We start from the raw sequence: 23,467 nt of genomic DNA, 5'->3' as shown, positions 1-23,467 counted from the left end.
TGTCGTGGCTCGTAGCCCGTCAGAAAACAGTGCTAGGGCCGTAGTTTCTGTGAAAATGCTTGACGGTTATGGTATGATGTTGCCAACAAACGCTGGCGCGCGCAACGTCGATATCGCCAGGAGGCGCGCCAATCGCAAGGGTGTATGCAGCAACTGATCGCGATCAAAGGCGGACGCAACGGGCTGCGCCTTCAGCTTGATGAGACCGCGCCCTGGCCCGAACTGCTTGAGGCAGTCCGCACACAGCTGACCCAGGGCAGCAGCTTTTTCAATGGCGCACAGGTTGTGGTGGATGTGGGCGAGCGGAGCCTTGAAGATGGGCAGCTGGCCGAGCTGCTTGAGCTGATGCAGGCCCATGGGCTGAAGCCCGCGTCGCTGGCCTCCACCGCCCGCGAGAGCCGCGCCGTGGCGCGATCTGCGGGCATCGCCGCGCGGCCCCTGCTGCGCCACGTGGCCGAGGCCGAGGAGCGCGGCGACGCGCTGCTGCACACCCGCACGGTGCGCTCGGGGCAGCTGGTGCGCCACCAGGGCCATATCATCATCCTGGGCGATGTGAACGCTGGGGCGGAGATCGTGGCCGGCGGCAATGTGATCGTGTGGGGGCGCATCCGCGGCACCATCCACGCGGGCGCGCTGGGCGACCGGTCGAGCCTGATCTGCGCGCTCGACCTGCGGCCCACCCAGCTACGCATCGCCGACCTGATCGGGCGCGAGCCAGAGCCACATAGCGAGGCCCGCCCCGAGGTCGCCTATGTCGAGGGCGAGGGCATCGCCGTCGAGGCCTGGGACGCCTTCCGAAAATAGCGCGGCGCAACGTTCTCGCACGACTTGTTGTTGGGCGTGGCCATAAGCACCACCCCCCGGAGAAAGAAACTATGGCGCGTGTAGTCACGGTCACATCGGGCAAAGGCGGCGTTGGCAAGACAACCACCACCGCAAACCTTGGGACGGCGCTGGCCATGCAGGGCGCGCGGGTGGCGGTGGTGGATGCCGATATCGGCCTGCGCAACCTTGATATCGTGATGGGCCTGGAAAACCGCATCGTCTTCGACCTGGTGGATGTGGTCGAGGGCCGCGCCCGCCTGCGCCAGGCCCTGATCAAGGACAAGCGCTTCCCCGACCTGTGCCTGCTGCCTGCCGCCCAGACCCGCGACAAGGATGCGGTGAGCCAGAGCGACATGATCACGCTCACCAACCAGCTGCGCGCCGAGTTCGACTTTGTGCTGATCGACAGCCCCGCCGGTATCGAGTCGGGCTTCCGCAACGCCATCGCTGGCGCCGACGAGGTGCTGATCGTCACCACCCCCGAGGTCTCGGCGGTGCGCGACGCCGACCGGATCATCGGCCTGGTCGAGGCATTTGAGAAGGGCCACCCGCGCCTCATCCTCAACCGCATCAAGCCCCGCATGATGAAGGCTGGCGATATGATGAATATCGAGGATGTGCTGCAGATCCTGGCCATCGACCTGATCGGCGTGGTCCCCGACGACGAGGCGATCGTCACCTCGACCAACCGTGGCGAGGTGGCGGTGATGGATCGCGTCTCGCGGGCGGGCCGCTCGTTTCTTGATATTGCCCGCCGCCTAAATGGCGAGCAGGTGCCCTTTATGGCCATCGACGAGGGCGGGAGCGTATTCGAGCGCTTCTTTGGCATGTTCAGCCGAAGGCCGCGCGGAAGCGAGCGATGACGTGATGCAGGTGCTGCGTAGGGCTGCCATCAACACAGGAGAGACGTGCGTGAGCATTTTTAACACCCTGTTTCGGGGAAAACGAGATCGTAGCTCGGATGTGGCACGTGAGCGCCTGCTGACCGTGCTGGTGCACGATCGGGTCAAGCTAACCCCCGATATCATGGAGCAGATGAAGGCCGAGCTGTCGGCGGTGATCGCGAAGTATGTGACCGGCGTCGACCCCGAGTCGATCGAGGTCTCCCTGCTGCGCGGCGAGTCGATCGACTACCTGAAGGCCGACATCCCTCTACGCCGCAGCAACGAGTAGCAGCGGGCGCACTGCGCCCGCCAGCTGCGCCTGTCCGCCTGCGCCTCGCCGGTAGGTCGCTTGTTGGTGCCGATCGTTTTCTCCCCTGCTATATGTCCTCTCCTCGTCGAGTCACTGCTGCCTGACGTTTTTTTTTCGTACTACCTGCGGTACAATAATGCGGCCTACGCCCGCGTTTAATACCATGCCGAGCGCAGTTTGCAGTACAGAGGTAGCAGTATGTCGATTGCCCCAAGCCCCATCCGTCTCTCCCTATGGGGAAAAGTTATCATCAGCGCGATCCTGGTTGTCCTTGGCATCTGGCTGTTCCGATCGATAGGTCCTGCGGCCTCGCCCTTTGTCGGCGCGGCGATCACCGCGTATGTCTTTAGCCCGCTGATCCGTTGGCTAGCGCAGCGCACGCGCGTGAGCCGTGCGGTCTGGATTTTGGCGCTCTACTTCCTGGTTGGCGTGTGCGTCTATGTGCTGCTGCAGGTGGTCGGCCCCAAGTTTACGCGGCAGGTTCACGAGCTGCAGACGCAGCTGCCACATATCCTGCGTGCGGTGCAGGAGCAGCTAGCGACGAATCAGGTGGTCGTTCTGGGCGGCATCACGGTCGATCTTGGCCCGATCGAGCGCCCCGCGCTGGATCTGCTCTCCGAGTTTGGCCGCACCGTGCCCGAGATGGTGCCGCACCTGTTCGCGACCGCGATCGAGAGCGTGGTGCTGTTCCTCACCTATCTGCTAGTCACCTTCTACTTCCTGCTAGAGGGCGACACGGTGATCGAGCGCGGCTACCGCCTCATCCCCGAGCTGTACCGCGGCGAGATCCGCAACCTGGGCCATCAGATCGATCAGGTGCTGTCGGGCTACATTCGCGGTACCCTGATGCTCATCCCGATCATGGCGGTGCTCACCTATATCGTGCTCTCTATTCTGGGGGTGCGCTATGCCCTGGTGCTGGGCATCGCCACCGGCGTGCTGGAGATCATCCCGCTGGTGGGGCCGTGGTCGGCGGCGCTGATCGCGATGTCGGTGGCGCTGTTTCAAGCCACCACGCCGTTTGGTTGGAATAATGCGGTGTTCGCGGGCGTGATTGGCGTGATCTACTTCGTGCTGCGCATGTCCGAGGACAACTTCATCATCCCCTATGTGGTGGGCCACGCGGTGCACCTGCACCCGGTGCTGGTGCTGTTCGCCATTCTGGCGGGCGGCGCGCTTGGCGGGCCGTTTGGCCTGTTCATCTCCATCCCCACGGTGGCGGTGGTGCGCATCGTGCTGCGCTATATCTACCGCAAGCTGGTGGATGCCCCCGAGCCGCCGGTGGATGCGCCCCCTGCTGTCGCTGTGGTCGCGCCACCAGTGCCAAAAGAGACCCCGCCCGCTCCTGCGGCCTAGCATCTGGCGGCACAGCACAGCGACCGTGGGAATGTTCCCACGGTCGCTGTGCTGTACCCGCTCGGTTGTACCCGCTCGGCGGGGGCGTATGCTTACTCGCCGGTGGTGATGCTGACGTTGCGGAAGCCCGCATCCACGTAGATCACCTCGGCGGTGACGGCGCTGGCCCAGTCGCTGCACAGCCAGATCGCGGTCTTGCCCACATCGTCGATGGTGACGTTGCGGCGCAGCGGCGCGGTCTCGGCGAAGCCCTTGTGCATGGAGCGGAAGCCCGAGATACCGCTGGCGGCCAGGGTGCGGATGGGGCCTGCGCTGATCGCGTTGACGCGGATGTTGCGCGGCCCGAGGTCGTTGGCCAGGTAGCGGACGCTGGCCTCCAGCGCGGCCTTGGCGACGCCCATCACGTTGTAGTTTTGGGCCACCTGCTGCGAGCCGTGGTAGGTGAGCGTGATGACCGATGCGCCGGGGTTGAGCAGATCCTGCGCGGCCTGCACCACCGCCGTGAGCGAGTAGGCGCTGATGTCGAGCGCGATCCGGAAGCCCTCGCGGCTGGTGTTGACGAACTGCCCGGTCAGCTCCTCGCGCTTGGCGAAGCCGATGGCGTGGATGATGAAGTCGAGCGAGCCGTAGACCTCGCGGGCCTTCTGCATCAGCGCGGCGATCTCCTCGTCGCTCTGCACATCGCACTGCTCGATCAGCTTGGCCCCAAGGCTCTCGGCCAGCGGGCGCACGCGGCGCTCAAGGGCCTCGCCCACATAGGTGAAGCCGATGTCCGCGCCTTCGCTGTGCAGCGCCTTGGCGATCCCCCAGGCGATCGAGTGATCGTTCGCCACGCCGAGGATAAGCCCCTTCTTCCCTTCCAAGAGACCCATTATTCCAACCTCCAGATCATGTCGTCTTGATGTGAGATTATAAGCTATCATACAACGGAAGCCATGTTCCGGCAAAATATGGTGCGGTTTCTCTAGCACGAAGAGGTGGTGAGCAATGGGCAAGTTTGTGCGCGCGGTGGTGGCGTGGGTGGTGCTGTTCGAGTGGCTGGCCGCTCGGCGCGGCTGGCGTGGCCTCTCGTGGTCGGGCGGCGCTGGCGGGCGTCCGCTGGTGCTGGCGAGCGGCCTGGGGCTGCTGGCCAGCCTCTACGGCCGGTGGGGGCGCGTGGCCCTGGCCGCGCCGGTGGGCCTGGCCGCCCAGGCTGCCCTGGCCAGCCTGCGCAGCCAGGGGATGACCCCACTGACCCGCATGCGTGCTGGCAGCTACCCGGCCTACACGATCGAGCGGGTGGAGATCGCGCTGGAGGGCGGTGTGATGCCCGCGCTGCACGTGGTGCCGCTGGGCGGCGCGCAGAAGGCGGCGTGCGTGATCCACGGCTCGGGATGCGATAAGACCTTCTACGCCTGGCCGCTGATGGACCGGCTGCTGCGGGCGGGCTGCGCGGTGCTGCTGGTGGACATGGATGGGCACGGCGAGAACACCCGACCGCAGCGTTTCCCTGGTATTCTGGATGACCCGCGCGCGGGCGTGGCCTGGCTGCGCGAGCGCTACGAGCGGGTGGGGCTGCTGGGCATCAGCCTGGGCGGCTGTGTCTCGGCCCGCGCCGTGGCCGATGGGCTGGCGGTGGACCGGCTGGCGGTGCTGGAATCGCCGCCCAAGCTGCAGTTTGGCCGCCCCGACATGTGGCGCGAGGCCTCGGCGCTGCCACGCCTGGGGCTGCTCTACCTGTTCGAGGAGATCACAGCCTACAACCTCATCCGCGCGTGGAAGGCCTCGCCCATCCGCGCCGAGATCAGCACGTGGGATCTGATCGATCAGCTGGATCTGCTGGGCAGCCTCGGACGCATCCAGGTGCCGCTGCTGCTGCTCTACGGGGCCGACGACTCGATTGTGAAGCCATGGCAGGCCCTCCAGGTCAAGCAGGCCAAGCCGGCGCACGCCCAGTTCGCGCTGGTGGCGGGGGCCGCGCACGTGACGCTGCAGCTGATGCCCGAGGCGCTGGATCATGTGGAGGCCTGGTTCCGCACGCTCTAGGGCATGCAAAAGCGGGCTGGGGCATCCCCAGCCCGCCGCACGCGCTGCGCCTAGCCCTGCGCGGTGGCCGACTGATCGAGGATCTGGTCGATGAAGCCGTACTGCACGGCCTCTTTGGCCGACATAAAGCGGTCGCGGCTGAAGTCGCGCTCGATGTCCTCGGGCGTCTTGCCGGTGTGCTTGGCCATGATCTCGTTGCCCACGCGCTGGAGCCGCAGCAGTTCGTTGACCATGCGCTCGACGTCGGGGGCGTCGCCCTCGGCACCGCCGCCCGCCGGGTGGAAGTGGATGGTGGCGTTGGGAAGCGCAAACCGCTTGCCTTTCGCGCCGCCCGCCAGCAGGATGGTGGCCATGCTGCCCGCGCGCCCGATGCAGACGGTGTTCACATCGGGTGTGATCAGGTGCATGGTATCGTAGATCGCCAGCCCGTCGCGCACGCTGCCGCCCGGGCTGTTAATATAAAACCAAACGTCGCGATCTGGCTCGTTGTGCTGCAGAAAGAGCAGCTGTGCCACAATCGAGGACGAAACATCTTCGTCGATGGGCGTGCCAAGCAGGATGACCCGCTCCTGAAGCAGGCGCGAGTAGAGATCCCAGGCGCGCTCACCGCGGGATGTGCGCTCGATAATTGTCGGGACGGGGATCGAGGGCATAACCTAAACTCCTTCTAGCGAGAGCTTCGCCGCTAAGTATAGCACATCGGTGCCCTTACAGGTAGTACTTCGCGGGGGGGCCAGAGGGGGACCACCACGGCGGGGAGGATAGTCGTGAAGAGCTAAGCATGACTGCTAGGCGCGGCTATGAAATCCTGCTATACTTCTCTGAAAGGGTTGCTACTGCTATGCATACCACATTGTGTCGCAGCTGCTGCCCACCCCCTGCTATTATCCCCACGGCACGAGGAGTCGGCTATGACTATGGTCGAGCAAACACCTTCACCCAAAGTACGCCTGCCCTGGTCGCTGCGCAGCAAGGTCGAGATCAGCCCTATCCAGTATGTTGGCCAGAACCACGTTGGCCTGCCGTACCTTCAGGGCCAGATCCGCAATCGCTCGGGCCGGGCGCTCCGCCTGCGGATCGTCGCGCGCGTGCTCAACGAGCAGCGCCAGCCGATCTTCGCGGGGATGCCCGGCATCCTTGAGATTTTCTCGCTCGACCCGCAGCAGCAGCGGTCGTTCCGCATCAGCCTGCACGATGTGAGCGCGAGCTGCCAGAGCGATCTCCAGCGCCTCTGGCTGACGCGCACCGCCATCGAGCTGAGCGTCGACTCGTAGGCGCGCCCGCACCAATCGCTAACCGCAGGCCAGGGGGATTCCCCTGGCCTGTCGCTATTTCTGGGCCAGCAGCCGCCGGTAGTCCTCGGGCGAGTCGATGTCCTCCAGCGGGCGGGCGTCGTCGAAGGGCACCAGCAGGGTGTTGCTAGCGCGCTCCTGCACCAGGCTGCGCGCACCCTGGTCGCCCTGGGTGGCCAGCAGCTGTGGGAACAGGCTGCGGTCGAACAGCACCGGGTTGCCGCGCCGCCCCGCGTAGCTGGGGGCCACGATCGGCGCGGCGCTCTGCTGCCAGGCTAGGATGAGCGCATCGATGATCGCGGGCGTGACAAAGGGCTGGTCGGCCAGCAGCACCAGGGCCGCGCCCGCATCCGGCGGCAGGCTGCGCACCCCCACCCGCAGCGAGCTGGCCTGGCCGCTGGCGTGGTCGCTATTTTCCACTAGCGCCACGCCTAGCCCGGCCAGCGCCGCCGCCACCTGATCGCGCGCCGCGCCTAGCACCACATGCACCGCGCTGGCCTGCGAGCTGAGCGCGCCCAGCGCCACCGCCCGCAGCAGCGGCTGGCCGCCCCAGTCGAGCAGCTGCTTGGGCTGGCCCATGCGCGTGGCGCTGCCAGCGGCCAGGATGATGGCGACGACGGCTGCCCGCATACCCTAGGCCTCGGGCAGATCGGCGTAGACGCTGTACGCGCCATAGGTGAGCGTGACCATGCCGGGGCCTGCGTGCGCGCCCAGCGCGGGCGAGAGCGGGCCGGTCTCCTCCCAGTGGCAGGTGAAGCGTGCCTCCATGAACTGCTTGAGCTGGGCCACGCCCTCGGGGTTGTTCACATGGAAGATCTGGGCGCGCAGCTCGCTGCCGGGAGCGTGCTTGTCAGCCACGACATCCACCAGCTTCTGCAGCGCGCCCTTCTGGGTGCGGGCCTGGCCAAGCTGCTCGTACTTGCCGGTGGTCTTGTCCACGCCGATCACGGGGCGGATGTTGAGGATGGAGGCCAGCAGCCCTTTCATGTGGCTGACGCGCCCGCCGTGGATGAGGTAGCGCAGCGTGGCGACGGTGTAGATCGCCTCGGCGTCGGCGCGCACCTGCTCGACCTTCTCCAGGATCTTCTCAAGCGGCCAGCCCGCCTTGAGGCAGCGCGCCGCCGCCTCGACCTGCCAGCCCATCTCGCCCGAGAGGCTGAGGGTGTCGATGATGGTGATGTTGGCCTCGGGCACCTGCTGGGCGGCCAGGCGCGCGGCGTTGCTGGTGCCGCTCAGGCCCGACGAGATGTGGATGGAGAGGATGTCGGGGTCGGTCTTAGCCAGCTCGCGGTAGATCTCGGCGATGCTGCCGATCGAGGGCTGGGCGGTGACGGGAAACTCGCCGCTCTCCTCCATGATCTTGTAGAACTCCTCGGGGGTGATGTCCTCGCCGCCGTGGTAGGTTTTCCCGCCAATAGTGATCAGCAGCGGCGCGAGGATGATGCCAAGCTTGCGCGCGTGCGATTCGATCATATCTAGGCCACGGTCACTCACAATATGCATAGTGTGTTGCTCCCTAGGTCGGTCTCCTTGGGGGCTATGATAGCATGCTTTCCTGCTGCTGCCGCCGCATGTGCTGCTAGGCAGAGCCTATTCGCTCTCAACCCGCCGAAGATTTTTACCACCAAGACCCCAAGACCCAAGGGAACAAAAGAAAACAAATACACCAAGACAGCGCCGCTAGGCGGGGCGGTTTCGCTCGGCCACGATCTCGGCCATGATGCTAAGCGCGATCTCGGCGGGGGTGCGCCCGCCGAGCGGCAGCCCGATCGGGGCGTGCAGCCGCGCCAGCTGCTCGGGCGGCAGGCCCTGCTCGGCCAGCCGCGCCACGCGCTGGGCGTGGGTCTTCTTGCTGCCCAGCGCGCCCACGTAGCGCGCCGGGCTGGGCAGCGCCACCAGCAGCGCGGGGTCATCCAGCTTGGGGTCGTGGGTCAGCAGCGCCACGTAGCTGTTGGTGGTGATCCTGGCGGGCAGGGCCTCGTCGGGCCAGGCCAGCACCAGCTCATCGGCGTGGGCGAAGCGCTCGGGCGTGGCGAAGGCGCTGCGGGCGTCGATGACGACGGCGCGGAAGCCGAGCTGGTGGGCGTAGTGGATGAGCGGGATGGCGATGTGCACCGCGCCGACGATCAGCAGCGTGGGCGGCGGCGAGTAGGTCTCAATGAACACCTGCAGCTCGCCCTGGGCGCTGGGGAAGGCGCGCATGCCGCACTGGGCCTGGGCCAGCAGCGCCTGCGCCTGGGCCACCACCAGATCGGTGGGGATGTGGGGGCCAAGGTCGCCCAGCAGACCGCCGTCGGCGCGGATGAGCAGCCGCGCGCCTGCGCCCTGCGGGCCTGCCGCCACGGTGGCCAGCGCCACCGCCTGCTCGGCGGCTAGCGCGTCGCGCAGCGCGGCGTAGCTGGCCTCGCGCCCGGCCAGCGGCTCGACCAGCACCTCGATGGTGCCGCCGCAGGCCAGCCCCACCTCCCACGCGGTCTCGTCGGCCACGCCGAAGCGGTGCAGCGCGGCCTGGCCGCTGCGCATGGCGGACTGGCAGGCGTCGTAGACCGCGCCCTCGATGCAGCCGCCGCTGACCGACCCGGCGATGCCCCCGCCGGATGCCACGGCCATCTTGGCCCCCACGGCGCGCGGGGCGGTGCCCAGCGTGCTCACCACGGTGGCCAGGGCTACGCGCTGGCCCTCGGCAAGCCAGCGCTCGATGGATGGGATGACGTCACGCATGGCTTTCTCCCTACTTTTTTTGGCTGGCGCTGATCTGCTGCCAGGCGGCCTCGGCGCTGGCGGCCTGCTGGGGTGTGGCGGTCTCGGGGGCGTAGCGCGCCCGCTCGTAGGCGGCGGTGAGCGCGGCCACGCGCTCGGCGGGCTGGCCCAGCGCCTGGGCGGCGGCGGGCGCGAACTCGCGGGGCGTCTGGCTGGTGGGGCGCTGCTGATCGTGGGCCTCGGCGGCCAGCAGCATGCGGATGTAGCTGCGCCGGATGCGGCTGGCCGCCGAGCCGCCGGTGAGGGCAGCCAGAGCTTGCCGCAGGTCGGCCTGCTTGTTCTTCCTGCCGAACAGCCCGGCTAGATCTTCGGCCACCTCGCCCCAGCGCAGGATGGACTCGCGCCGCTCGTTGGTGGTTCGCTGGCGCGCAGTGGTGTTCTTTCGCAGGAAGAAGATCGCGATCAGCGCCAGGATGGGGATGATCAGGCAGAGGGTCTGGATGAGCAGATTTGCCCATGAGGGCGCGCTGCCGCCGCCCTGGCCGTAGGCATTTTGGATCTGCTGGAGCGCCTCGAACTGGTTTGTGATGCCGTCCATCCCGCTGCCCTGCGCGAAGATGCCCTGCAGCCAGCCGATGATCGCCTCCAGCAGCAGCCCGAAGGGCAGCAGGATGAAGCCGATGACCGTGGCCAGCAGGGTGATCAGGCCTTCGAGCATGGTTTTGGCGAAGCCGCCCGTGAACGAAGCCAGCAGCATGGCGGCGGCCATGATCAGCACGATGCTGGCGACCAGGATGCCAACGCCGCGCCACTCGATCTGCTGCAGGCCGCCCTCCTGCTCGGCGTGGTGGGCCAGGGCGATGCACAGCATGCCCGCCGCGAAGAAGCCCACCAGCTGGGCCGCACCGCTAGCCACCATGGCCTGGTCGGGGCTAAGCAGCAGGCTGCCGCCCGCGAGGACGGCCACCAGCACCCCCATGCTGACGCGGAAGGTGCGGGTGATGGTCAGCGAGTCCTGGTCGCCCATGCGCATGCCGCGCCAGAAGGTGTAGAGCGCGCCCAGCAGCGCCAGGTAGGCCCCGCCCGAGATAAACTCGGCGTTCTGGCTGGCCTGGGCGGCCAGCGCGAACACGCCTGCGGCCAGCAGCGTGCCCACTGCCAGCAGCGCGGCCTGCTGCACCCGCTCGGGCAGCCACGGCTCGCTATAGTGGCTGGCAGCCCCGGCCAGCGCGGCCAGCGCCACCAGCGCCAGCCACACGTTGCTGCCCGCCATGGTGGCGATCAGCGCGGCGGGGCTGGCCTCGACCACGGCCAGGCTGCCATAGAACAGAATCTGCTGCCATGTGATCTTGGGCATGGGCATGTTCCTTGGCTAGGCGCGGTACAGCTCGGGGTGGAGCAGCGGCGCGATGGCCCGCCCCACACAGTCGCGGAATCCATCCTCGCGGCGCACCACGCCGCCGGTCAGGAAGCCGACCGCGCCCAGCTTCTGCTTGCTGTTGTGCACGCCGGTCAGCGAGTCCATTACCGGCCCTAGCTCCTCGCCGTCGCGCAGGCGGGCGGCCACCGGCGGCGGCAGCAGCAGCTTGCCGCCTTGCGCCAGCGAGACCTCGCCCGCCGCCGTGACCACGGCCACCACACTGTAGAGCCATGCCTGCTCGCCCTCGAACTCGACGCCGCCCTCCAGCCCGAAGCCCCAGGCCGCGCCCTGTGCCGCGCGGGCGTTCTGGGCGCGGTTGCGCGCGCCCAAGGCGATCTGCGCGTAGCCGATCGGCTGGTCGGGCACGCCCGAGGGCACGGCGATGCCGCCCACGGTGGCTTCGATCTGGGCGATCTGCAGGGCGGATTGCACGGCGGCGATCTTGACGGGGTTGAGCGAGCCGACGGCGACGGTGAGCATTGGTCGTGACCTTTCCACGGTTCTGGGATTGGCCAGCGGGATGCTTCCTGCTGGCTTTTTTCTATTGCTTTTGTGTGTGCTTGGGCAGCCCTTGCCCCATTCACCAGCGCCCTTGCCCCATTCACCAGCGCCCTTGCCCCATTCACCAGTGCCCTTGCCCCATTTGCAGCCAAAAATGGGACAAAGGCAGCCGACCATGGAACAACGGCAGGTGCCAAAAGCGCAAAGGCACGCGCTACTGGTGGGGAGGCGGCGCTGCCTGTGGCGCTACGCCTGCGGCGGGGCGTGATGGATGGGCACGCCGGGCACAAGGGGCGGCGTGTCGGCCCCAAGGTAGAGCCATGCCGTCGCCCGCCCGCGCTCGCGCAGGCGCAGCAGCTCGGCGCGGCTGGCCTGGGGCTGGATGCCGCTGAGCAGCAGGATGGTCGCGCCCCAGGGCAGGTCGCTGGCGGCCATGCGCAGCACCCGCGCCACCGGCGTGACCGAGTAGGGCGTCAGCCGCGCCAGCGTCTCCATGATCCGCTCCAGCTGGGCCGGGCTGCGGCCTGGCGGCAGGCGCACTAGGCTCTCGTGCTGGGCGGGCGCGCCATTCACATACAGGCCCACGGCGTAGCCCTCGCGCAGGCCCGCTTGGGCCAGGGTAGCCGCCGCGCTGATCGAGCGCTCGATCAGCTCCTCGTTGATGCCCTGCCAGTAGTGCTCGAACGAGTCGAGGTCGAGCACGATTGCCAGCTCGCGCGCGGTGGTCGGCTCGTAGATGCGGGTCTGCAGCGTGCCGGTGCGGGCGCTGGCCATCCAGTGGATGTCCTTGAAGGGGTCATCGGGCTGGTAGTCGCGCACGCCCACGGTGCGCAGTGGGTCGCGGATGAGCTGGCGGGCGCGCAGCGTGCCGATCGGGCTGCGGGCGGGCAGGCCCAGCGACTCCAGCGGCAGCAGGGTGGGGTAGACGATCAGCGAACCCTGCGGGGGCACCTGCCAGCTGCTGCGGAAGAAGCCGAAGGGGTCGCCCGCATCCAGGGTGGCCGGGCCGACGCGGAAGGCCCCGCGCCGCGTGCAGCGCACCTGGTAGGTCCATGTCACGCGCTCGTACCAGCGCAGGCTGGTGGTGCGCTGCAGCACCAGGCGATCCTCGCGGTCCACGCGGATGAAGGCGTCATCCACCTCCAGCCCTGGCGGGAAGCTGTCGCGCAGGTCGAGCATGGCCAGCGGCAGGGGCTTGCGGTTATCGATGCTGATCATCAGGGGCACGGTGTCGCCGGGGAAGGCGCGGGCCGCGCCCCAGCGCCGCCCGTAGGCCACCTTGGCGAAGGCGTAGCGGTTCCACAGCCAGGCCAGGCCTGCGGCCAGCAGCAGCAGCGCGCTGAGCAGGGCCAGCAGCGGCGCGCGGAAGAACAGCGCCAGCACGAACAGGAATGCCAGCCCGCGAATGGTGGCGGGGCGAAACATGGCGGCCTCCTGCCTACTCGACCGGCACAGGCACGCGCTGCACCGCCGACTGGACCACCTGCTCGGCGGTGCGCCCGCGCAGCCGCGCCTCGGAGCGCAGGATGATGCGGTGGGCCAGGGCCGGGCCTGCCAGCGCCTTCACGTCGTCGGGGGTGGCGAAATCGCGACCCCGCATGGCGGCCAGCGCCTGCGCGCCGCGCTGCAGCGAGAGCGCGGCGCGCGGCGAGGCCCCCAGCTCGATCTCGTCGTGGGCGCGGGTGGCGCGCACCACCGCCACGATGTAGCGGCGCAGCGGCTCGGCCACCAGGGTGGCGCGCACGGCCTGCTGCATGGCCAGCACATCCTCGCGCGAGGCCACGGTGCCTAGGTCGGCCAGCGGCTCGGCCTGCACGAAGCGGCTGAGGATGGCGGCCTCCTCCTCCTCGCTGGGGTAGCCCATGCCGACGCGCAGCATGAAGCGGTCGAGCTGGGCCTCGGGCAGCGGGAAGGTGCCCTCCAGCTCCACGGGGTTCTGGGTGGCCAGCACCAGGAAGGGCCGGGGCAGCGCGCGGGTCTCGCCATCGATGGTGACGGTGCGCTCCTGCATGGCCTCCAGCAGGGCGCTCTGGGTGCGCGGGGTGGCGCGGTTGATCTCGTCGGCCAGCAGCACGTTGGTGAAGATCGGGCCAGCGCGGAACTGGAAGGCCCCTGCCTGCTGGTTGAAGTAGGTGAGGCCGGTGATGTCGGTGGGCAGCAGGTCGGGGGTGAACTGGGCGCGGTGGAAGGCGCAGCCTAGCGAGGCCGCGACCGCGCGGGCCAGGGTGGTCTTGCCGGTGCCCGGCACGTCCTCCAGCAGCACGTGGCCCTCGCACAGCAGCGCGATCAGCAGCAGATCGACCACATCCGATTTGCCGACGATCACGCGCGCGACGTTTGCGCGGATACGCTCAGTCAGCTCCTGCACCTGGGCGGGAGAGGTCGTCACGGGTAGGCTCCGTTTCTAGCGATGGTGGCGTGAGTGCCCAAGACAGGGGGGCGATGGGGCGCACCGTTGTGCGGTATCGGGTTTTGCTAGGGCCTGCGCAGTCTACCACACCCGCCGGGGGGCTGCAACCGCGAGGGCGCGAGGATTTTTTACCACGAAGGCGCGACGGCACGAAGGGGAGGAGAGAACCGCTTTACTACCAAGACACAAGACACCAAGGAACAAAAGAAACGACTATCACGAAGGTGCGAAGACACCAAGGGGACCGATTTACCACGAAGGCGCGAGGGCACGAAGGGAGGAGATCTACGCGCCCTGGGTGTGGCCCGCGCAGGGCAGCCGCGCCTAGGGGCGGCCCGCGCGCACCCCGGCGGCGTTCGCTGGGCAGAGCGCATAGCCCCTGAGCTGCTCGGAGAGCCAGGCCATGCGCTCGGCGTTCAGGGTGTAGCTAGTGGCCGCGCCGTCGCTCTCGGCGACGACCAGCTGGGCGTCGCGCAGGATCTTGAGGTGCTGCGAGAGCGTGGACTGAGCGCAGGCGCAGCCGGGCGGCAGGTGGAGCTGGATCTGGTTGCTGATGCAGTGGGGGTGGGCCTGGATGAAGCGGATGACCTCCAGCCGCACCGGGCTGCCGAGCGCCTTGAGCGCCCGCCAGAGATCGCTATCGCTAGGTGGGGGCTGTTCTGCCGTCATCATTGGCGGCCTCCGTATGCGGCGTGGGGCCGCGGTATTTCCTAGTAATAGGCGTCAATATACCAAGTATAACCCATGGTTGTAGGATCGCAACACTTTGTAAAAAAGATACAACAAGCAGTTGCGATTTCTTGCTTTACTATGGGGCTGTCAGCTAAATTGTGAGAAAGTACACAAAACCCCCAATCCTCTCGCTGTACGGTGTACGAAGGAGTTCTGTTATGGCGGATGATCCACTCACCCCCGCGCCTGGCGCGCAGCAGATCGACGACCACGGACACGACGGCTTCTCCCCATCGGGCACGCTGCTGTTTGTGCTGCTGATGCTGCTGGGCTACGCGATCTACTGGGCCTACCTCTGGTTCATTGTTGTCATCGAGCGCAGTTAGGGAGAAGCGAGGAAGCTATGTACATCGACCGTCTTGAGCGCTACTGGATCTACGCGGTTGCTGGAACGCTGGGCGTCTTTTCGGCGGCCCTGCTGGCCAGCGTGTTCATCTTCGGCGTCACGCTGCCTAGCCCGGTGGGCCGCGTAGACCCGATGCAGCTCGACAGCACCGAGTTCGCCACGCCCGGCCTGCGCTCGATGGGCGACAACCAGTACACGCTGCACGTGGTGGCCAAGATGTGGCAGTTCGACCTGGGGCAGGCCAAGGGCAAGCCCGCCGAGATCCACATCCCCAAGGGCGCCGAGGTAACGTTCGTGGTAACCAGCAAGGATGTCACGCACGGCTTCTACATCGAGCACCACGACATGAACATGATGCTGCTGCCCGGCCAGATCGCCCGCGAGAAGGCCACCTTCAAAAAGCCCGGCACCTACCACATCATCTGCCACGAGTACTGCGGCTCGGGCCACCAGAACATGATCGCCACGATTATCGTGGATGCCTAGCGTCCACACCTATGGCTGGTTCCCTTCTTCCCTAGGAATCGCACCGAGGCGTTTGTAGCTTGGTCTAGAAGGAGTATTGTCATGCAGGTTGCCTCGCCGCTTCCCCAGCGGCAGCCTTCGTCGCTCGCCTTCCCGAAGCTCGCAATGTTGATGGAAGAGCGCACCCTTGTTGGCGCGCATGTGCTCACTGGTATGCTGGCGCTGCTGCTCGGCAGCCTGATGGGGCCGTTTCAGACCTTCCGGCGCTCGCCGTTTGTGAAGGAGGCCTTCCCCGATCTGCAGATCCCGTTCTTTAGCTTCTACTATCAGGCGCTCACCATCCACGGCGTGATGAACGCGCTGTTCTTCACCACGTTCTTTATCGTCGGCTTCACCTACTTTATCACCCAGCGCTCGCTGGAGCGCCCGCTGTGGAACCGCACGCTGGCCTGGGTCTCGTACGCCATGATGTTTGTGGGGCTGGCGCTGGTGCTCTTCGCCATCGGCTCGGGGCAGGCGTCGGTGCTCTACACCTTCTACCCCTCGCTGGTGGCCCACCCGACCTTCTACATCGGCCTGGTGCTGCTGGTGGTCGGCTCGTGGCTGGTGGGCGCGAATGTGTTCATGACCTACGCCGCGTGGCGGAAGGAGCACCCCGGCGAGCGGGTGCCGCTGGCGGTGTTTGCGGCGATCGCCAACTTCATCATGTGGATCGTGGCGACCTTCGGCGTGGCGGTCGAGGTGCTGTTCATGCTGCTGCCGCTCTCGCTGGGCTGGCTGAAGACCACCGACCCGCAGATGGGCCGCGTGCTGTTCTGGTTCTTCGGGCACCCGCTGGTGTACTTCTGGCTGATCCCGGCCTATATCTCGTGGTACACCATGCTGCCCAAGCAGGTGGGCAGCAAGCTGTTCAGCGATGGCCTGGCCCGCGTGGCCTTCCTGATGCTGGTGATCTTTTCGGTGCCGGTGGGCGTGCACCACCTGTTCTCGGACCCCGGCGTCAGCAGCGTGATGAAGGGCATCCACACCGTGTTCACGTTTGTGGTGGCGGTGCCCAGCTTCCTGACCGCGTTTAACATCGGGGCGACGCTGGAGCGGGCCGGGCGGCAGCGCGGCGCGCGGCGGGCGCTCGACTGGCTGTGGCACCAGGATTTTGGTAACCCGGTGGTGGCCGCGCAGCTGGCGGGCATGATCCTGTTCATCGCGGGTGGCTTCTCGGGCATCATCCAGGCCTCGCTGACGCTGAACATCGCGCTGCACAACACCTCGTGGGTGCCGGGCCACTTCCACATGACGCTGGCGGGCGCAGTGACGCTGACGTATATCGGCATCGCCTACTGGATCGTGCCGCTGATCCGCAACCGCGCGCTGTGGAGCAAGAAGGTGGCGCTAGCCCAGATCTACACCTGGCTGGTGGGCATGCTGATCTTCGGCCACGGCATGGGCGCTGCGGGGATTGCGGGGGTGCCGCGCCGCACCGACCTGAGCAACGCGCCGTATGTAAACCCCGATGCGGCCTTCTTCCTCAACACCTCGGCGATCTCGGGCGTGATCCTGCTGATCAGCCTGGTGCTGCTGCTGGTGAACCTAGTGGGCACGCTGTTTTTCTCGAAGGAGCCAGTGACCGAGGGTGCGCCGGTGGACACGGTGGGGCCTGCTGGCTCGCCGCTGTGGCTAGAGCGCTGGGGCCTGTGGGTCGGCATTATCCTGGTACTGGCCGCCGTGGCTTGGCTGCCGGTGGTGGCCGATGCGCTGGGCACGTTCGCCTCGCCGGGCTACACGCCGTTTGTGCCAAACCCGCTCAAGTAGGCATGGCAGCATCCGCCACGGGGGATCGGCCCGGTGGCGGATGCTTGGTTAGGATTTTTATGACCGCGAATCATGAGCGCCGCGCCCCAGCGCCATCGGTCGTGCCCCAGATCGTGGGCGTGGGCTTGATCTGCTTTGGCCTGATGATGCTGGTGATGGTGGGTGCCTACACCCAAGACCTCTCGGCCTTCACCAGCGCGCCGGGCGCGGTGTGGCGCTTTATCTGCGGCGCTCCGTCGCGCAGCCCCCTGCTGATGCCGCTGATGATCTGCCTGAGCCTGGCGGCGGTGGTCGCTGGCGCGGCGCTGCTGGCCTGGGGCGGGCGGATCGCGCGGCTCTTCCAGCGTAGCAAGAGATCGCACCCCCATGTGTAAGCAAGCATCCCTCTGGCGTATCTGGGCGGCGCTGCTGGCGGCGCTGCTGCTGGCGGCCTGCCAGGGCGGCGCGGCCTCCGCCGACGAGATCGCGACCCCCGAGATCACGGGCGGCTCGGCGGTTAACCCGCCGCGCGCCCTGCACGATTTTACCCTCACCAGCATGGATGGCAGCGACATGCGCCTGAGCGACCTGCGCGGCAAGCCGATCCTGCTGTTTTTTGGCTACACCCACTGCCCCGATGTCTGCCCGACCACCTTGGTCGACTTGCGCGATACCAAGCGGCTGCTGGGCGCAGATGGCGACAAGGTCCGCTACCTGTTTATCAGCGTGGATGGCGAGCGCGACTCGCCCGCGCTGCTGAAGCACTATGTGCAGAGCTTCGACCCCAGCTTCATCGGCATGACTGGCGACGAGGCCACGCTGCGCAAGATCGGGGCCGACTACGGGCTGTACTTCCAGCAGCAGGATGTGAAGGGCACCTCGGCGGGCTATCTGGTCGATCACTCGGCGGTCACCTACCTGATCGATGCCGAGGGCAGCCTGCGCATGCTTTTCCCGTTTGGCACGCCCGCCGAGGTGTTTGCAAACGAGCTGCGCGCGCTGCTGAAGTAGGGCGGTATACTGGCAAAAAGAACGACGCTCTGGCGAGGCCCGAGCGTCGTTCTTTCTTCGTTGGGGCAGTTCTAGGCGTCGCGCACAGTGATCTCGCGTCGGCTGAAGACGAACAGCGCAGCCCCCAGCAGCCCCAGCATCAGCGAGACCTGGGCGAAGGGGATGGCCATGGCCGCGCCGCGGTAGTCGTGGCTGGCGGCGAGCGCAAACCCGGTGAGCACGGGCAGCAGGGGGATGCTGAAGACCAGCTGCAGCAGGTCGAGGATGCGCAGCAGCAGCGGCGGCATGTCGCGCAGCGTCTGGGTGCTAAACATCGACTCCGAGAAGGCCAGCACCACGCCCGCGAGGATGACCAGCCGCCACGAGGTGGAGAGCACCGCCGGGGCCAGCAGCGTCACGGCGGCGGCCAGGATGGCCACGTTCAGCAGCAGCGGCAGGCTGCCCAGCGCCCACGCGGCCAGGGTGAAGCCCGACACCGAGCGGGTGGCTGCGCACAGCGCCGAGAGCGCCAGGTAGCACCCGCTGGTGATGATCAGCGAGCTGATGTAGTGGGCCAGCAGGTAGCCGCTGCGCCCGATCCGCCGTGTGAGCAGCAGGTAGGCCTGGGGGCGGTCGCACTGGCCCATCAGCACCACCGAGGTGTAGAACGACAGCGTCAGCATGCACATAGCGGCGATCGCGTGGAACTCGCCCGCCAGCAGCAGGCTGACGCCGGGCCGGAACAGCATGGCGTAGATCACCAGCGTGGCCACGGCCTCCACAGCGATGCGGCCCGAGCGGATGTAGGATGCCAGCAGGAACCCCGTGTAGCTGCCCAGTCGGCTAAAGAAGCTCATGTTTTTCCTCCGACGGCAGCTCCTGCGCGACTGTCTCGCCCTCGTGCGCGGGCGCGGCCTGGGCCTGCTCAAGCGTGTCGGGGTGCCCCGGTGGGGCGAAGAGGCTGTTGGGCGGGGCCTGCTCGGTCTCATCGGCCATGTCGGCGCGCGGCGTAAAGGCCGGGCCCACATCCTCGCCGCCTAGCACGCGGCGGAAGAGCGCGGCCAGCGGGCCGACCTGCGGCTCCAGCCGGTAGATGTCGATCTGGGCGTCGACCAAGATCTTGAGCACGCGGGCCTGGAGCTGCTGGGTGTTGGGGTCAATGTCGATCGCGCCCGGGCTGATCTGCACTGCCGAGGAGAGGCGGGCCAGGCGCTCGGCGGTGATCTCGGCGATCTCGCCCACCGCGATGCGCACGCTGGGGGCCAGCGCGCCCAGCGCCGCCAGCTCGGCCTCGGCGGCGATCCGGCCCCGGTGCAGGATACCGACGCGGTCGCAGGTATGCGCTAGGTCGTCGGGGTGGTCGGATGCGATCAGGGCGGTGACCCCGTGCTCGCGCAGACTTGCCAGCAGGGCCAGCATGCTGCGACGGTCGTCGTCGGCCAGCCGCGCGGCGGGCATGTCCAGCAGCAGCAAGGCCGGCTGGCCGAGCAGCGCCTGGGCCAGCCCCAGCCGCTGGCGCATGGCCAGCGTGTAGTTTTCCACCGGGTGGTGCGCGGCCCCCAGCAGCCCGACGCGCTCCAGCGCCTCGTGGGTGCGCTGGGCCAGCAGCGGGCCGCGCATGCCATCGGCCTTGCCGAGCATCTGCAGGTGGGCCGCCCCCGAGAACGCAGGCTGCAGCTGCAGCTGCTGGGGCAGGTAGCCCACGCGCCCGATATTGCGGCCAAGGTTGGTGGTGCCGAGCACGCGCAGGCTGCCGCGCTGCGGGCGCTGCAGTCCCAGCAGCATGTGCAGCAGGGTGGTTTTGCCCGCGCCCTCGGCCCCCAGCAGCCCATAGGTCTCGCCTGGCTCGATGGTGAGGCTGAGGCCCTGGATGACGAACGCGCCGTGGTGGGCCTTGTAGAGATTTTCTAGCTCAATAGCTGCCATGGCCGCATGATTCTCGCAGGCCTGCGTCGTCTGATGGGCGCAGCCAGCCTAGCACGAAGGAAGAACGTCGGCGTGCGCGCCTAGCCGGGGGCGATGATCGCGAGGTACAGCAGGCCGATGGCGGCGGTGGGCATGGCCCGCCACCAGCACCAGCGCAGCGCGCTGGGCAGCGCCATGCGCGGCATGCGCCGCCCCACCCGCTCTAGCACCAGCGCCGCGACCACGGCGGCGGCCACCCACACCAGCAGGGCCAGCTGTGGGCGAAACTGCGCCCGTGGGATCAGGGCCAGCAGGGTGGCCGCCAGCAGCACCGCCCCGCGCGCCGTGCGGGCGAAGCGCAGCAGCCCTGCGGTGGCCTCGTCCAGGCCGTGCTCCGCGCCCTCAAGCGCCAGCGTGCGCTCGGCGGCGAACGGGCCGAAGCCCATGGCGGCGGGCAGCGCCAGCAGCGCGCCCACGCCCAGCAGCGCCCAGCCGGGCAGGCTGCCCAGGCTGATCTGCCCAGGCATCCACAGCAGCGTGCCCGCCGCCAGCCACACCACGCTGCGTCCCGCCAAGCCGATCTGGGCCTCGCGGATGGTGGCGCGGTTCACCAGCGGGCTGCTGGAGAGCAGGCCGGGCAGCAGCGGCAGCAGGAACGCGCCCTCAAGCGCGAGCCATGCGGCCACCGGCCCGCCCAGCGCGGCCTTGCCCGCCCCAGCCAGCGGCCAGGGCAGCAGCGCGTTGGCGCAGGCCGCCAGCACCACGCTGATCGCCCCCGCCGCGCTCTCGAAGCTGAAGTCGGGCAGGCGCGGGCGGAAGGCGAGCTTGCGCTGGAACAGCATACCAAGCGCCAGCGCGAGCGCCAGCGTGAACAGCAGGCCGGGGAAGATCAGCAGTGCAACAAGTTCGTTCATGGACAGTGCCTATGTGGGCCGATGGAGGCTCTCGCGCAGCCCGGCGGCTATGGCCGCTGGCTCGGGCGGGCACCCATCGATCTTGATCGTCGCTTGTACATCGGGGTTGTCGGCCAGCCCGCCCCGCCCGTAGGGGTAGCCGTCGATCGAGCAGCGCCCCACGGCCACCAGCGGCACCTTTTCGGCCAGGCCCTGCCACGTGGCCATGAAGGCGGGCTTGCTAGTGGCGGTCAGCGGCCCGGTCAGCACCAGCACGTCGGCCTCCAGCGGGTCGGATGTCCATGCCAGATCGGCGTTCAGAAACACCGCCGCGTCAAGCTCGGCGTCGCATCCGCCGCACGAGCCGGTATTCATTCGATAGATTTTGATCGTATCGGCCATGGCCACCTCTACAACGCGCGGATAAATGTCAGCCCCTGGATCACATCGTTGATGGTGGCCAGCACCGGCTGCGGGTAGATGCCGATCACCAGGCAGGCGGCCACCAGCACCACCACCAGCGCGGCCAGCCCGCGCGGCTCGGGCGAGAGCTTGCGCGGCGCAAGCTGATCGAGATTGATCTCGCCCAGCAGCAGCGGCGACTCCTCCACCGGCTCGTCCTCCGACGGCCCCAGCAGCCGCTCGTAGGCCACCTTGCCCAGCGCCAGCAGCGCCAGCACGGTCGAGAGCAGCAGCAGCGGCAGCGCGGCGGGCAGGGTATCCTGCGCGGCGGCCTGGTAGATCAGCAGCTTGCTGGCGAACCCGTTGAAGGGCGGCAGGCCGATCAGCGCCAGCCCGCCCACCAGAAAGCCCACCCCGGCGATCGGCCAGCGCCGCAGCAGGTCGCGCCGCGCCACGTTGGAAGGACGCCCGTCGGGCTGCTCCAGCAGCGCCAGGCTCAGGAACAGCAGGGCCACCACCACCAGCTGGTTGAAGGTCTCGAAGATCGCGCCAGCCAGCCCGATGCTGCTCATGGTCGTCAAGCCGTACATGATCATGCCCGCGTCGTAGGCGATCAGGTAGCCCAGCATGCGCCGTAGGCTCGGCTGGGCCAGCGCCAGCCCTGCCCCGGCCACACATGTGGCGATCCCCAGCACCTGGAAGACCTGCACACCCATGTCGTTGCCGCTCAGGATGATCGGCCCGAAGAACTGCAGCGTGCTGATCAGCACCAGCAGGCTGGTGGCGTTGATCACCGTGATGATGATCATCGACACCATGGGCGCGGCGATCTCGGTCATGTCGGGCAGCCACGAGTGGAAGGGCACCAGCGCCAGGCGCAGGCCGAAGCCCACAGCGAACAGCGCCAGAATGAGCTGCGCGGTGGTGAAGCTCTGCGATGTGCCGGTGTCCTCGTAGATGTTCACCAGTACATAGGCGAAGTACATCATCACGCCTGCGATCACCATCAGCACCAGGTACTTCAGCGCCGCCGCCAGCGATTTTTTACCCACCAGCAGCGGGCTTCCGGTGGGCAGATCGACGATCGCCAGCACGGCCAGCACCGCCCCGCTGATCAGCAGCAGCGCCACCACAAATGGCTCCTGCAGCAGCAGCAGCGTGGCATTGGTGAATGACAGCAGGATCAGCCCGATCGGCGCGAAGTTCTCGCCGTGCGGCAGCCAGATCGAGGCGGCGAAGGCCACCATAGCGATGACCGCGAAGGCCACCAGGAACAGCCTGCTGAGCGGGTCGAGCACCATGGTCATGCCCAGCAGCCGCGCAGGCTCGTCCACCGGCACGGTGCTCACCAGCGCCAGCTCGGTTAGGGCCGTGGCGATGGCGGCCAGCGCCACAAACTGGGTCTGCTTGCGCAGCAGGAAGGCGCTGGCGCTCATGGCTATCGGGAACAGGATCAGAAGAAGATATGACATAGCTCGCTCTGCGGCGCGCGCGGTCTCCCGCCGCACCGAACTACTTGCGGTATAGCTCGCCCAGGTCCAGCGTTTTCAGCCGCCCGTACAGCAGGCCGCTCAGGTAGGCGATCGCCAGCGCCAGCACGATGGTCAGCAGGCTCAGCATGGCCAGCGGGAAGACCTGCACCTGGCTGGCCACCGCGGTGTACAGCACGTCGATGCTGGCCACGCACAGCAGCAGGCCCAGGCCGATCTTCAGCAGGTCGCTTGCGCCCACCAGCGTGAACATGCCGGTCAGCCCCAGCCAGTACCATGCGAAGTTGGTGGCGTAGGTGTTGGCGATCGGGTAGAGCTGCGGCAGCAGCATGGCGGCGATGATCGCCAGCAGCAGCGACCAGAACGGCACGACATAATCGGATATGCGGAACGGCTCGCTCGACCGCTGGGCGCGCCGCGCGGCCCGCCGCAGCTCGGCCAGCGAGAACTCGTCGAGATCTTCGGTGTTGTACTCGCGCGAGAAGGTCAGGCCGGTGATCGCCAGGATCAGCGCGGCGGCCATGCCGGTGATCACCTTCACCAGCACAGTGGTGCTCAGCTGCAGCGGCCCCAGCACCAGGTCGGGCGCGAGAAACTGCTGCTGGGTGAAAAACCAGGCTAGGCACAGGTAGTTGAGCAGCAGCGCCGAGACGGTAAAGCGCCAGTCGCGCAGCAGCAGGATGGCCGCGCAGCACAGCCCGATGCCGATCACAGGAATATTGAGCATCGCTCG

Annotated in this window: 26 protein-coding genes; 10 read left to right on the top strand and 16 right to left on the bottom strand. The window is 67.6% G+C overall.

Annotated features, from left to right (window positions below; genetic code table 11):
* The first annotated feature begins 144 nt into the window (after positions 1 to 144).
* From minC to F8S13_06825, 4 genes are all read left to right on the top strand, one after another.
* Entirely contained in the window at positions 145 to 804 is a 660-nt protein-coding gene (minC, locus tag F8S13_06840; GenBank protein ID KAB8144580.1) for a septum site-determining protein MinC, read from the top strand.
* Positions 805 to 875: 71 nt separating this feature from the next.
* A complete protein-coding gene (minD, locus tag F8S13_06835; GenBank protein ID KAB8144579.1) occupies positions 876 to 1,688 on the top strand; it encodes a septum site-determining protein MinD in 813 nt (270 codons plus the stop codon).
* Positions 1,689 to 1,737: 49 nt separating this feature from the next.
* Complete coding sequence (gene minE, locus F8S13_06830) at positions 1,738 to 1,998, top strand: cell division topological specificity factor MinE (protein ID KAB8144578.1); 261 nt, start codon at positions 1,738 to 1,740, stop codon at positions 1,996 to 1,998.
* Between the two features lie 219 nt (positions 1,999 to 2,217).
* The gene (locus F8S13_06825; protein ID KAB8144577.1) at positions 2,218 to 3,375 is read left to right on the top strand and encodes an AI-2E family transporter; all 1,158 of its coding nucleotides are present in this window, start codon (positions 2,218 to 2,220) and stop codon (positions 3,373 to 3,375) included.
* A 92-nt stretch (positions 3,376 to 3,467) separates the two neighbouring features.
* Here F8S13_06825 and F8S13_06820 read toward each other — a convergent pair whose 3' ends face one another.
* Positions 3,468 to 4,247, bottom strand: a complete 780-nt coding sequence (locus F8S13_06820; protein ID KAB8144576.1) for an enoyl-ACP reductase — start codon at positions 4,245 to 4,247, stop codon at positions 3,468 to 3,470.
* Positions 4,248 to 4,362: 115 nt separating this feature from the next.
* Between F8S13_06820 and F8S13_06815 the strand changes: the two genes are divergently transcribed.
* Positions 4,363 to 5,400 carry an alpha/beta fold hydrolase gene (locus tag F8S13_06815; protein KAB8144575.1) on the top strand — a complete coding sequence of 346 codons (1,038 nt, stop codon included), beginning with the start codon at positions 4,363 to 4,365 and terminating at the stop codon, positions 5,398 to 5,400.
* A 50-nt stretch (positions 5,401 to 5,450) separates the two neighbouring features.
* Here F8S13_06815 and F8S13_06810 read toward each other — a convergent pair whose 3' ends face one another.
* The gene (locus F8S13_06810) at positions 5,451 to 6,053 is read right to left on the bottom strand and encodes an ATP-dependent Clp protease proteolytic subunit (protein ID KAB8144574.1); all 603 of its coding nucleotides are present in this window, start codon (positions 6,051 to 6,053) and stop codon (positions 5,451 to 5,453) included.
* Positions 6,054 to 6,311: 258 nt separating this feature from the next.
* Between F8S13_06810 and F8S13_06805 the strand changes: the two genes are divergently transcribed.
* Entirely contained in the window at positions 6,312 to 6,674 is a 363-nt protein-coding gene (locus F8S13_06805) for a hypothetical protein (GenBank protein ID KAB8144573.1), read from the top strand.
* Positions 6,675 to 6,728: 54 nt separating this feature from the next.
* On the opposite strand, the gene F8S13_06800 is transcribed toward F8S13_06805, so the two are convergent.
* From F8S13_06800 to F8S13_06765, 8 genes are all read right to left on the bottom strand, one after another.
* Positions 6,729 to 7,322 carry a nucleotidyltransferase family protein gene (locus F8S13_06800; GenBank protein ID KAB8144572.1) on the bottom strand — a complete coding sequence of 198 codons (594 nt, stop codon included), beginning with the start codon at positions 7,320 to 7,322 and terminating at the stop codon, positions 6,729 to 6,731.
* 3 nt (positions 7,323 to 7,325) lie between these two features.
* On the bottom strand, positions 7,326 to 8,195 hold the full coding sequence (locus F8S13_06795; GenBank protein ID KAB8144571.1) for a DegV family protein: 870 nt from the start codon (positions 8,193 to 8,195) through the stop codon (positions 7,326 to 7,328).
* Between the two features lie 177 nt (positions 8,196 to 8,372).
* Positions 8,373 to 9,413, bottom strand: coding sequence for an XdhC family protein (locus F8S13_06790; protein ID KAB8144570.1), 1,041 nt, complete (start codon positions 9,411 to 9,413; stop codon positions 8,373 to 8,375).
* Between the two features lie 10 nt (positions 9,414 to 9,423).
* Positions 9,424 to 10,749 (bottom strand): DUF4129 domain-containing protein, encoded by a 1,326-nt coding sequence (locus F8S13_06785; protein KAB8144569.1) that lies wholly within the window; start codon positions 10,747 to 10,749, stop codon positions 9,424 to 9,426.
* A 15-nt stretch (positions 10,750 to 10,764) separates the two neighbouring features.
* Positions 10,765 to 11,292: an inosine/xanthosine triphosphatase gene (gene yjjX, locus F8S13_06780; protein KAB8144568.1), complete on the bottom strand. Its 528-nt coding sequence runs from the start codon at positions 11,290 to 11,292 to the stop codon at positions 10,765 to 10,767.
* Positions 11,293 to 11,559: 267 nt separating this feature from the next.
* Positions 11,560 to 12,738 carry a DUF58 domain-containing protein gene (locus F8S13_06775; protein KAB8144567.1) on the bottom strand — a complete coding sequence of 393 codons (1,179 nt, stop codon included), beginning with the start codon at positions 12,736 to 12,738 and terminating at the stop codon, positions 11,560 to 11,562.
* A 13-nt stretch (positions 12,739 to 12,751) separates the two neighbouring features.
* Complete coding sequence (locus F8S13_06770) at positions 12,752 to 13,702, bottom strand: MoxR family ATPase (GenBank protein ID KAB8144566.1); 951 nt, start codon at positions 13,700 to 13,702, stop codon at positions 12,752 to 12,754.
* Positions 13,703 to 14,047: 345 nt separating this feature from the next.
* On the bottom strand, positions 14,048 to 14,395 hold the full coding sequence (locus F8S13_06765; GenBank protein KAB8144565.1) for a winged helix-turn-helix transcriptional regulator: 348 nt from the start codon (positions 14,393 to 14,395) through the stop codon (positions 14,048 to 14,050).
* 403 nt (positions 14,396 to 14,798) lie between these two features.
* Between F8S13_06765 and F8S13_06760 the strand changes: the two genes are divergently transcribed.
* From F8S13_06760 to F8S13_06745, 4 genes are all read left to right on the top strand, one after another.
* Positions 14,799 to 15,287, top strand: coding sequence for a hypothetical protein (locus F8S13_06760; GenBank protein KAB8144564.1), 489 nt, complete (start codon positions 14,799 to 14,801; stop codon positions 15,285 to 15,287).
* Between the two features lie 81 nt (positions 15,288 to 15,368).
* Positions 15,369 to 17,075, top strand: a complete 1,707-nt coding sequence (locus tag F8S13_06755; protein ID KAB8144563.1) for a cytochrome C oxidase subunit I — start codon at positions 15,369 to 15,371, stop codon at positions 17,073 to 17,075.
* Positions 17,076 to 17,134: 59 nt separating this feature from the next.
* Complete coding sequence (locus F8S13_06750) at positions 17,135 to 17,449, top strand: hypothetical protein (GenBank protein ID KAB8144562.1); 315 nt, start codon at positions 17,135 to 17,137, stop codon at positions 17,447 to 17,449.
* Positions 17,442 to 18,065: an SCO family protein gene (locus F8S13_06745; GenBank protein ID KAB8144561.1), complete on the top strand. Its 624-nt coding sequence runs from the start codon at positions 17,442 to 17,444 to the stop codon at positions 18,063 to 18,065. The genes F8S13_06750 and F8S13_06745 overlap by 8 nt, the downstream gene beginning before the upstream one ends.
* A 71-nt stretch (positions 18,066 to 18,136) precedes the next feature.
* On the opposite strand, the gene F8S13_06740 is transcribed toward F8S13_06745, so the two are convergent.
* From F8S13_06740 to F8S13_06715, 6 genes are all read right to left on the bottom strand, one after another.
* Entirely contained in the window at positions 18,137 to 18,901 is a 765-nt protein-coding gene (locus F8S13_06740; protein ID KAB8144560.1) for a hypothetical protein, read from the bottom strand.
* Positions 18,888 to 19,970 carry an ABC transporter ATP-binding protein gene (locus F8S13_06735; protein ID KAB8144559.1) on the bottom strand — a complete coding sequence of 361 codons (1,083 nt, stop codon included), beginning with the start codon at positions 19,968 to 19,970 and terminating at the stop codon, positions 18,888 to 18,890. The genes F8S13_06740 and F8S13_06735 overlap by 14 nt, the downstream gene beginning before the upstream one ends.
* A gap of 80 nt (positions 19,971 to 20,050) precedes the next feature.
* Positions 20,051 to 20,863, bottom strand: a complete 813-nt coding sequence (locus F8S13_06730; protein ID KAB8144558.1) for a hypothetical protein — start codon at positions 20,861 to 20,863, stop codon at positions 20,051 to 20,053.
* A gap of 9 nt (positions 20,864 to 20,872) precedes the next feature.
* Entirely contained in the window at positions 20,873 to 21,244 is a 372-nt protein-coding gene (locus F8S13_06725) for an NADH:ubiquinone oxidoreductase (GenBank protein ID KAB8144557.1), read from the bottom strand.
* Positions 21,245 to 21,252: 8 nt separating this feature from the next.
* Positions 21,253 to 22,716 carry a hypothetical protein gene (locus tag F8S13_06720; GenBank protein ID KAB8144556.1) on the bottom strand — a complete coding sequence of 488 codons (1,464 nt, stop codon included), beginning with the start codon at positions 22,714 to 22,716 and terminating at the stop codon, positions 21,253 to 21,255.
* Positions 22,717 to 22,756: 40 nt separating this feature from the next.
* Complete coding sequence (locus tag F8S13_06715) at positions 22,757 to 23,461, bottom strand: hypothetical protein (protein KAB8144555.1); 705 nt, start codon at positions 23,459 to 23,461, stop codon at positions 22,757 to 22,759.
* Positions 23,462 to 23,467 lie beyond the last annotated feature (6 nt).

The sequence above is a fragment of the Chloroflexia bacterium SDU3-3 genome, from assembly GCA_009268125.1.
Lineage (GTDB): Bacteria > Chloroflexota > Chloroflexia > Chloroflexales > Roseiflexaceae > SDU3-3.
This window is presented reverse-complemented; position numbering and strand designations above follow the sequence as displayed.

Coding starts and splice junctions, on each gene's coding strand:
- minC (KAB8144580.1), top strand. CDS start 145: ATGCAGCAACTGATCGCGATCAAAGGCGGACGCAACGGGCTGCGCCTT.
- minD (KAB8144579.1), top strand. CDS start 876: ATGGCGCGTGTAGTCACGGTCACATCGGGCAAAGGCGGCGTTGGCAAG.
- F8S13_06825 (KAB8144577.1), top strand. CDS start 2,218: ATGTCGATTGCCCCAAGCCCCATCCGTCTCTCCCTATGGGGAAAAGTT.
- F8S13_06820 (KAB8144576.1), bottom strand. CDS start 4,247: ATGGGTCTCTTGGAAGGGAAGAAGGGGCTTATCCTCGGCGTGGCGAAC.
- F8S13_06815 (KAB8144575.1), top strand. CDS start 4,363: ATGGGCAAGTTTGTGCGCGCGGTGGTGGCGTGGGTGGTGCTGTTCGAG.
- F8S13_06810 (KAB8144574.1), bottom strand. CDS start 6,053: ATGCCCTCGATCCCCGTCCCGACAATTATCGAGCGCACATCCCGCGGT.
- F8S13_06805 (KAB8144573.1), top strand. CDS start 6,312: ATGACTATGGTCGAGCAAACACCTTCACCCAAAGTACGCCTGCCCTGG.
- F8S13_06800 (KAB8144572.1), bottom strand. CDS start 7,322: ATGCGGGCAGCCGTCGTCGCCATCATCCTGGCCGCTGGCAGCGCCACG.
- F8S13_06795 (KAB8144571.1), bottom strand. CDS start 8,195: ATGCATATTGTGAGTGACCGTGGCCTAGATATGATCGAATCGCACGCG.
- F8S13_06790 (KAB8144570.1), bottom strand. CDS start 9,413: ATGCGTGACGTCATCCCATCCATCGAGCGCTGGCTTGCCGAGGGCCAG.
- F8S13_06785 (KAB8144569.1), bottom strand. CDS start 10,749: ATGCCCAAGATCACATGGCAGCAGATTCTGTTCTATGGCAGCCTGGCC.
- yjjX (KAB8144568.1), bottom strand. CDS start 11,292: ATGCTCACCGTCGCCGTCGGCTCGCTCAACCCCGTCAAGATCGCCGCC.
- F8S13_06775 (KAB8144567.1), bottom strand. CDS start 12,738: ATGTTTCGCCCCGCCACCATTCGCGGGCTGGCATTCCTGTTCGTGCTG.
- F8S13_06765 (KAB8144565.1), bottom strand. CDS start 14,395: ATGATGACGGCAGAACAGCCCCCACCTAGCGATAGCGATCTCTGGCGG.
- F8S13_06760 (KAB8144564.1), top strand. CDS start 14,799: ATGTACATCGACCGTCTTGAGCGCTACTGGATCTACGCGGTTGCTGGA.
- F8S13_06755 (KAB8144563.1), top strand. CDS start 15,369: ATGCAGGTTGCCTCGCCGCTTCCCCAGCGGCAGCCTTCGTCGCTCGCC.
- F8S13_06750 (KAB8144562.1), top strand. CDS start 17,135: ATGACCGCGAATCATGAGCGCCGCGCCCCAGCGCCATCGGTCGTGCCC.
- F8S13_06745 (KAB8144561.1), top strand. CDS start 17,442: ATGTGTAAGCAAGCATCCCTCTGGCGTATCTGGGCGGCGCTGCTGGCG.
- F8S13_06740 (KAB8144560.1), bottom strand. CDS start 18,901: ATGAGCTTCTTTAGCCGACTGGGCAGCTACACGGGGTTCCTGCTGGCA.
- F8S13_06735 (KAB8144559.1), bottom strand. CDS start 19,970: ATGGCAGCTATTGAGCTAGAAAATCTCTACAAGGCCCACCACGGCGCG.
- F8S13_06730 (KAB8144558.1), bottom strand. CDS start 20,863: ATGAACGAACTTGTTGCACTGCTGATCTTCCCCGGCCTGCTGTTCACG.
- F8S13_06725 (KAB8144557.1), bottom strand. CDS start 21,244: ATGGCCGATACGATCAAAATCTATCGAATGAATACCGGCTCGTGCGGC.
- F8S13_06720 (KAB8144556.1), bottom strand. CDS start 22,716: ATGTCATATCTTCTTCTGATCCTGTTCCCGATAGCCATGAGCGCCAGC.
- F8S13_06715 (KAB8144555.1), bottom strand. CDS start 23,461: ATGCTCAATATTCCTGTGATCGGCATCGGGCTGTGCTGCGCGGCCATC.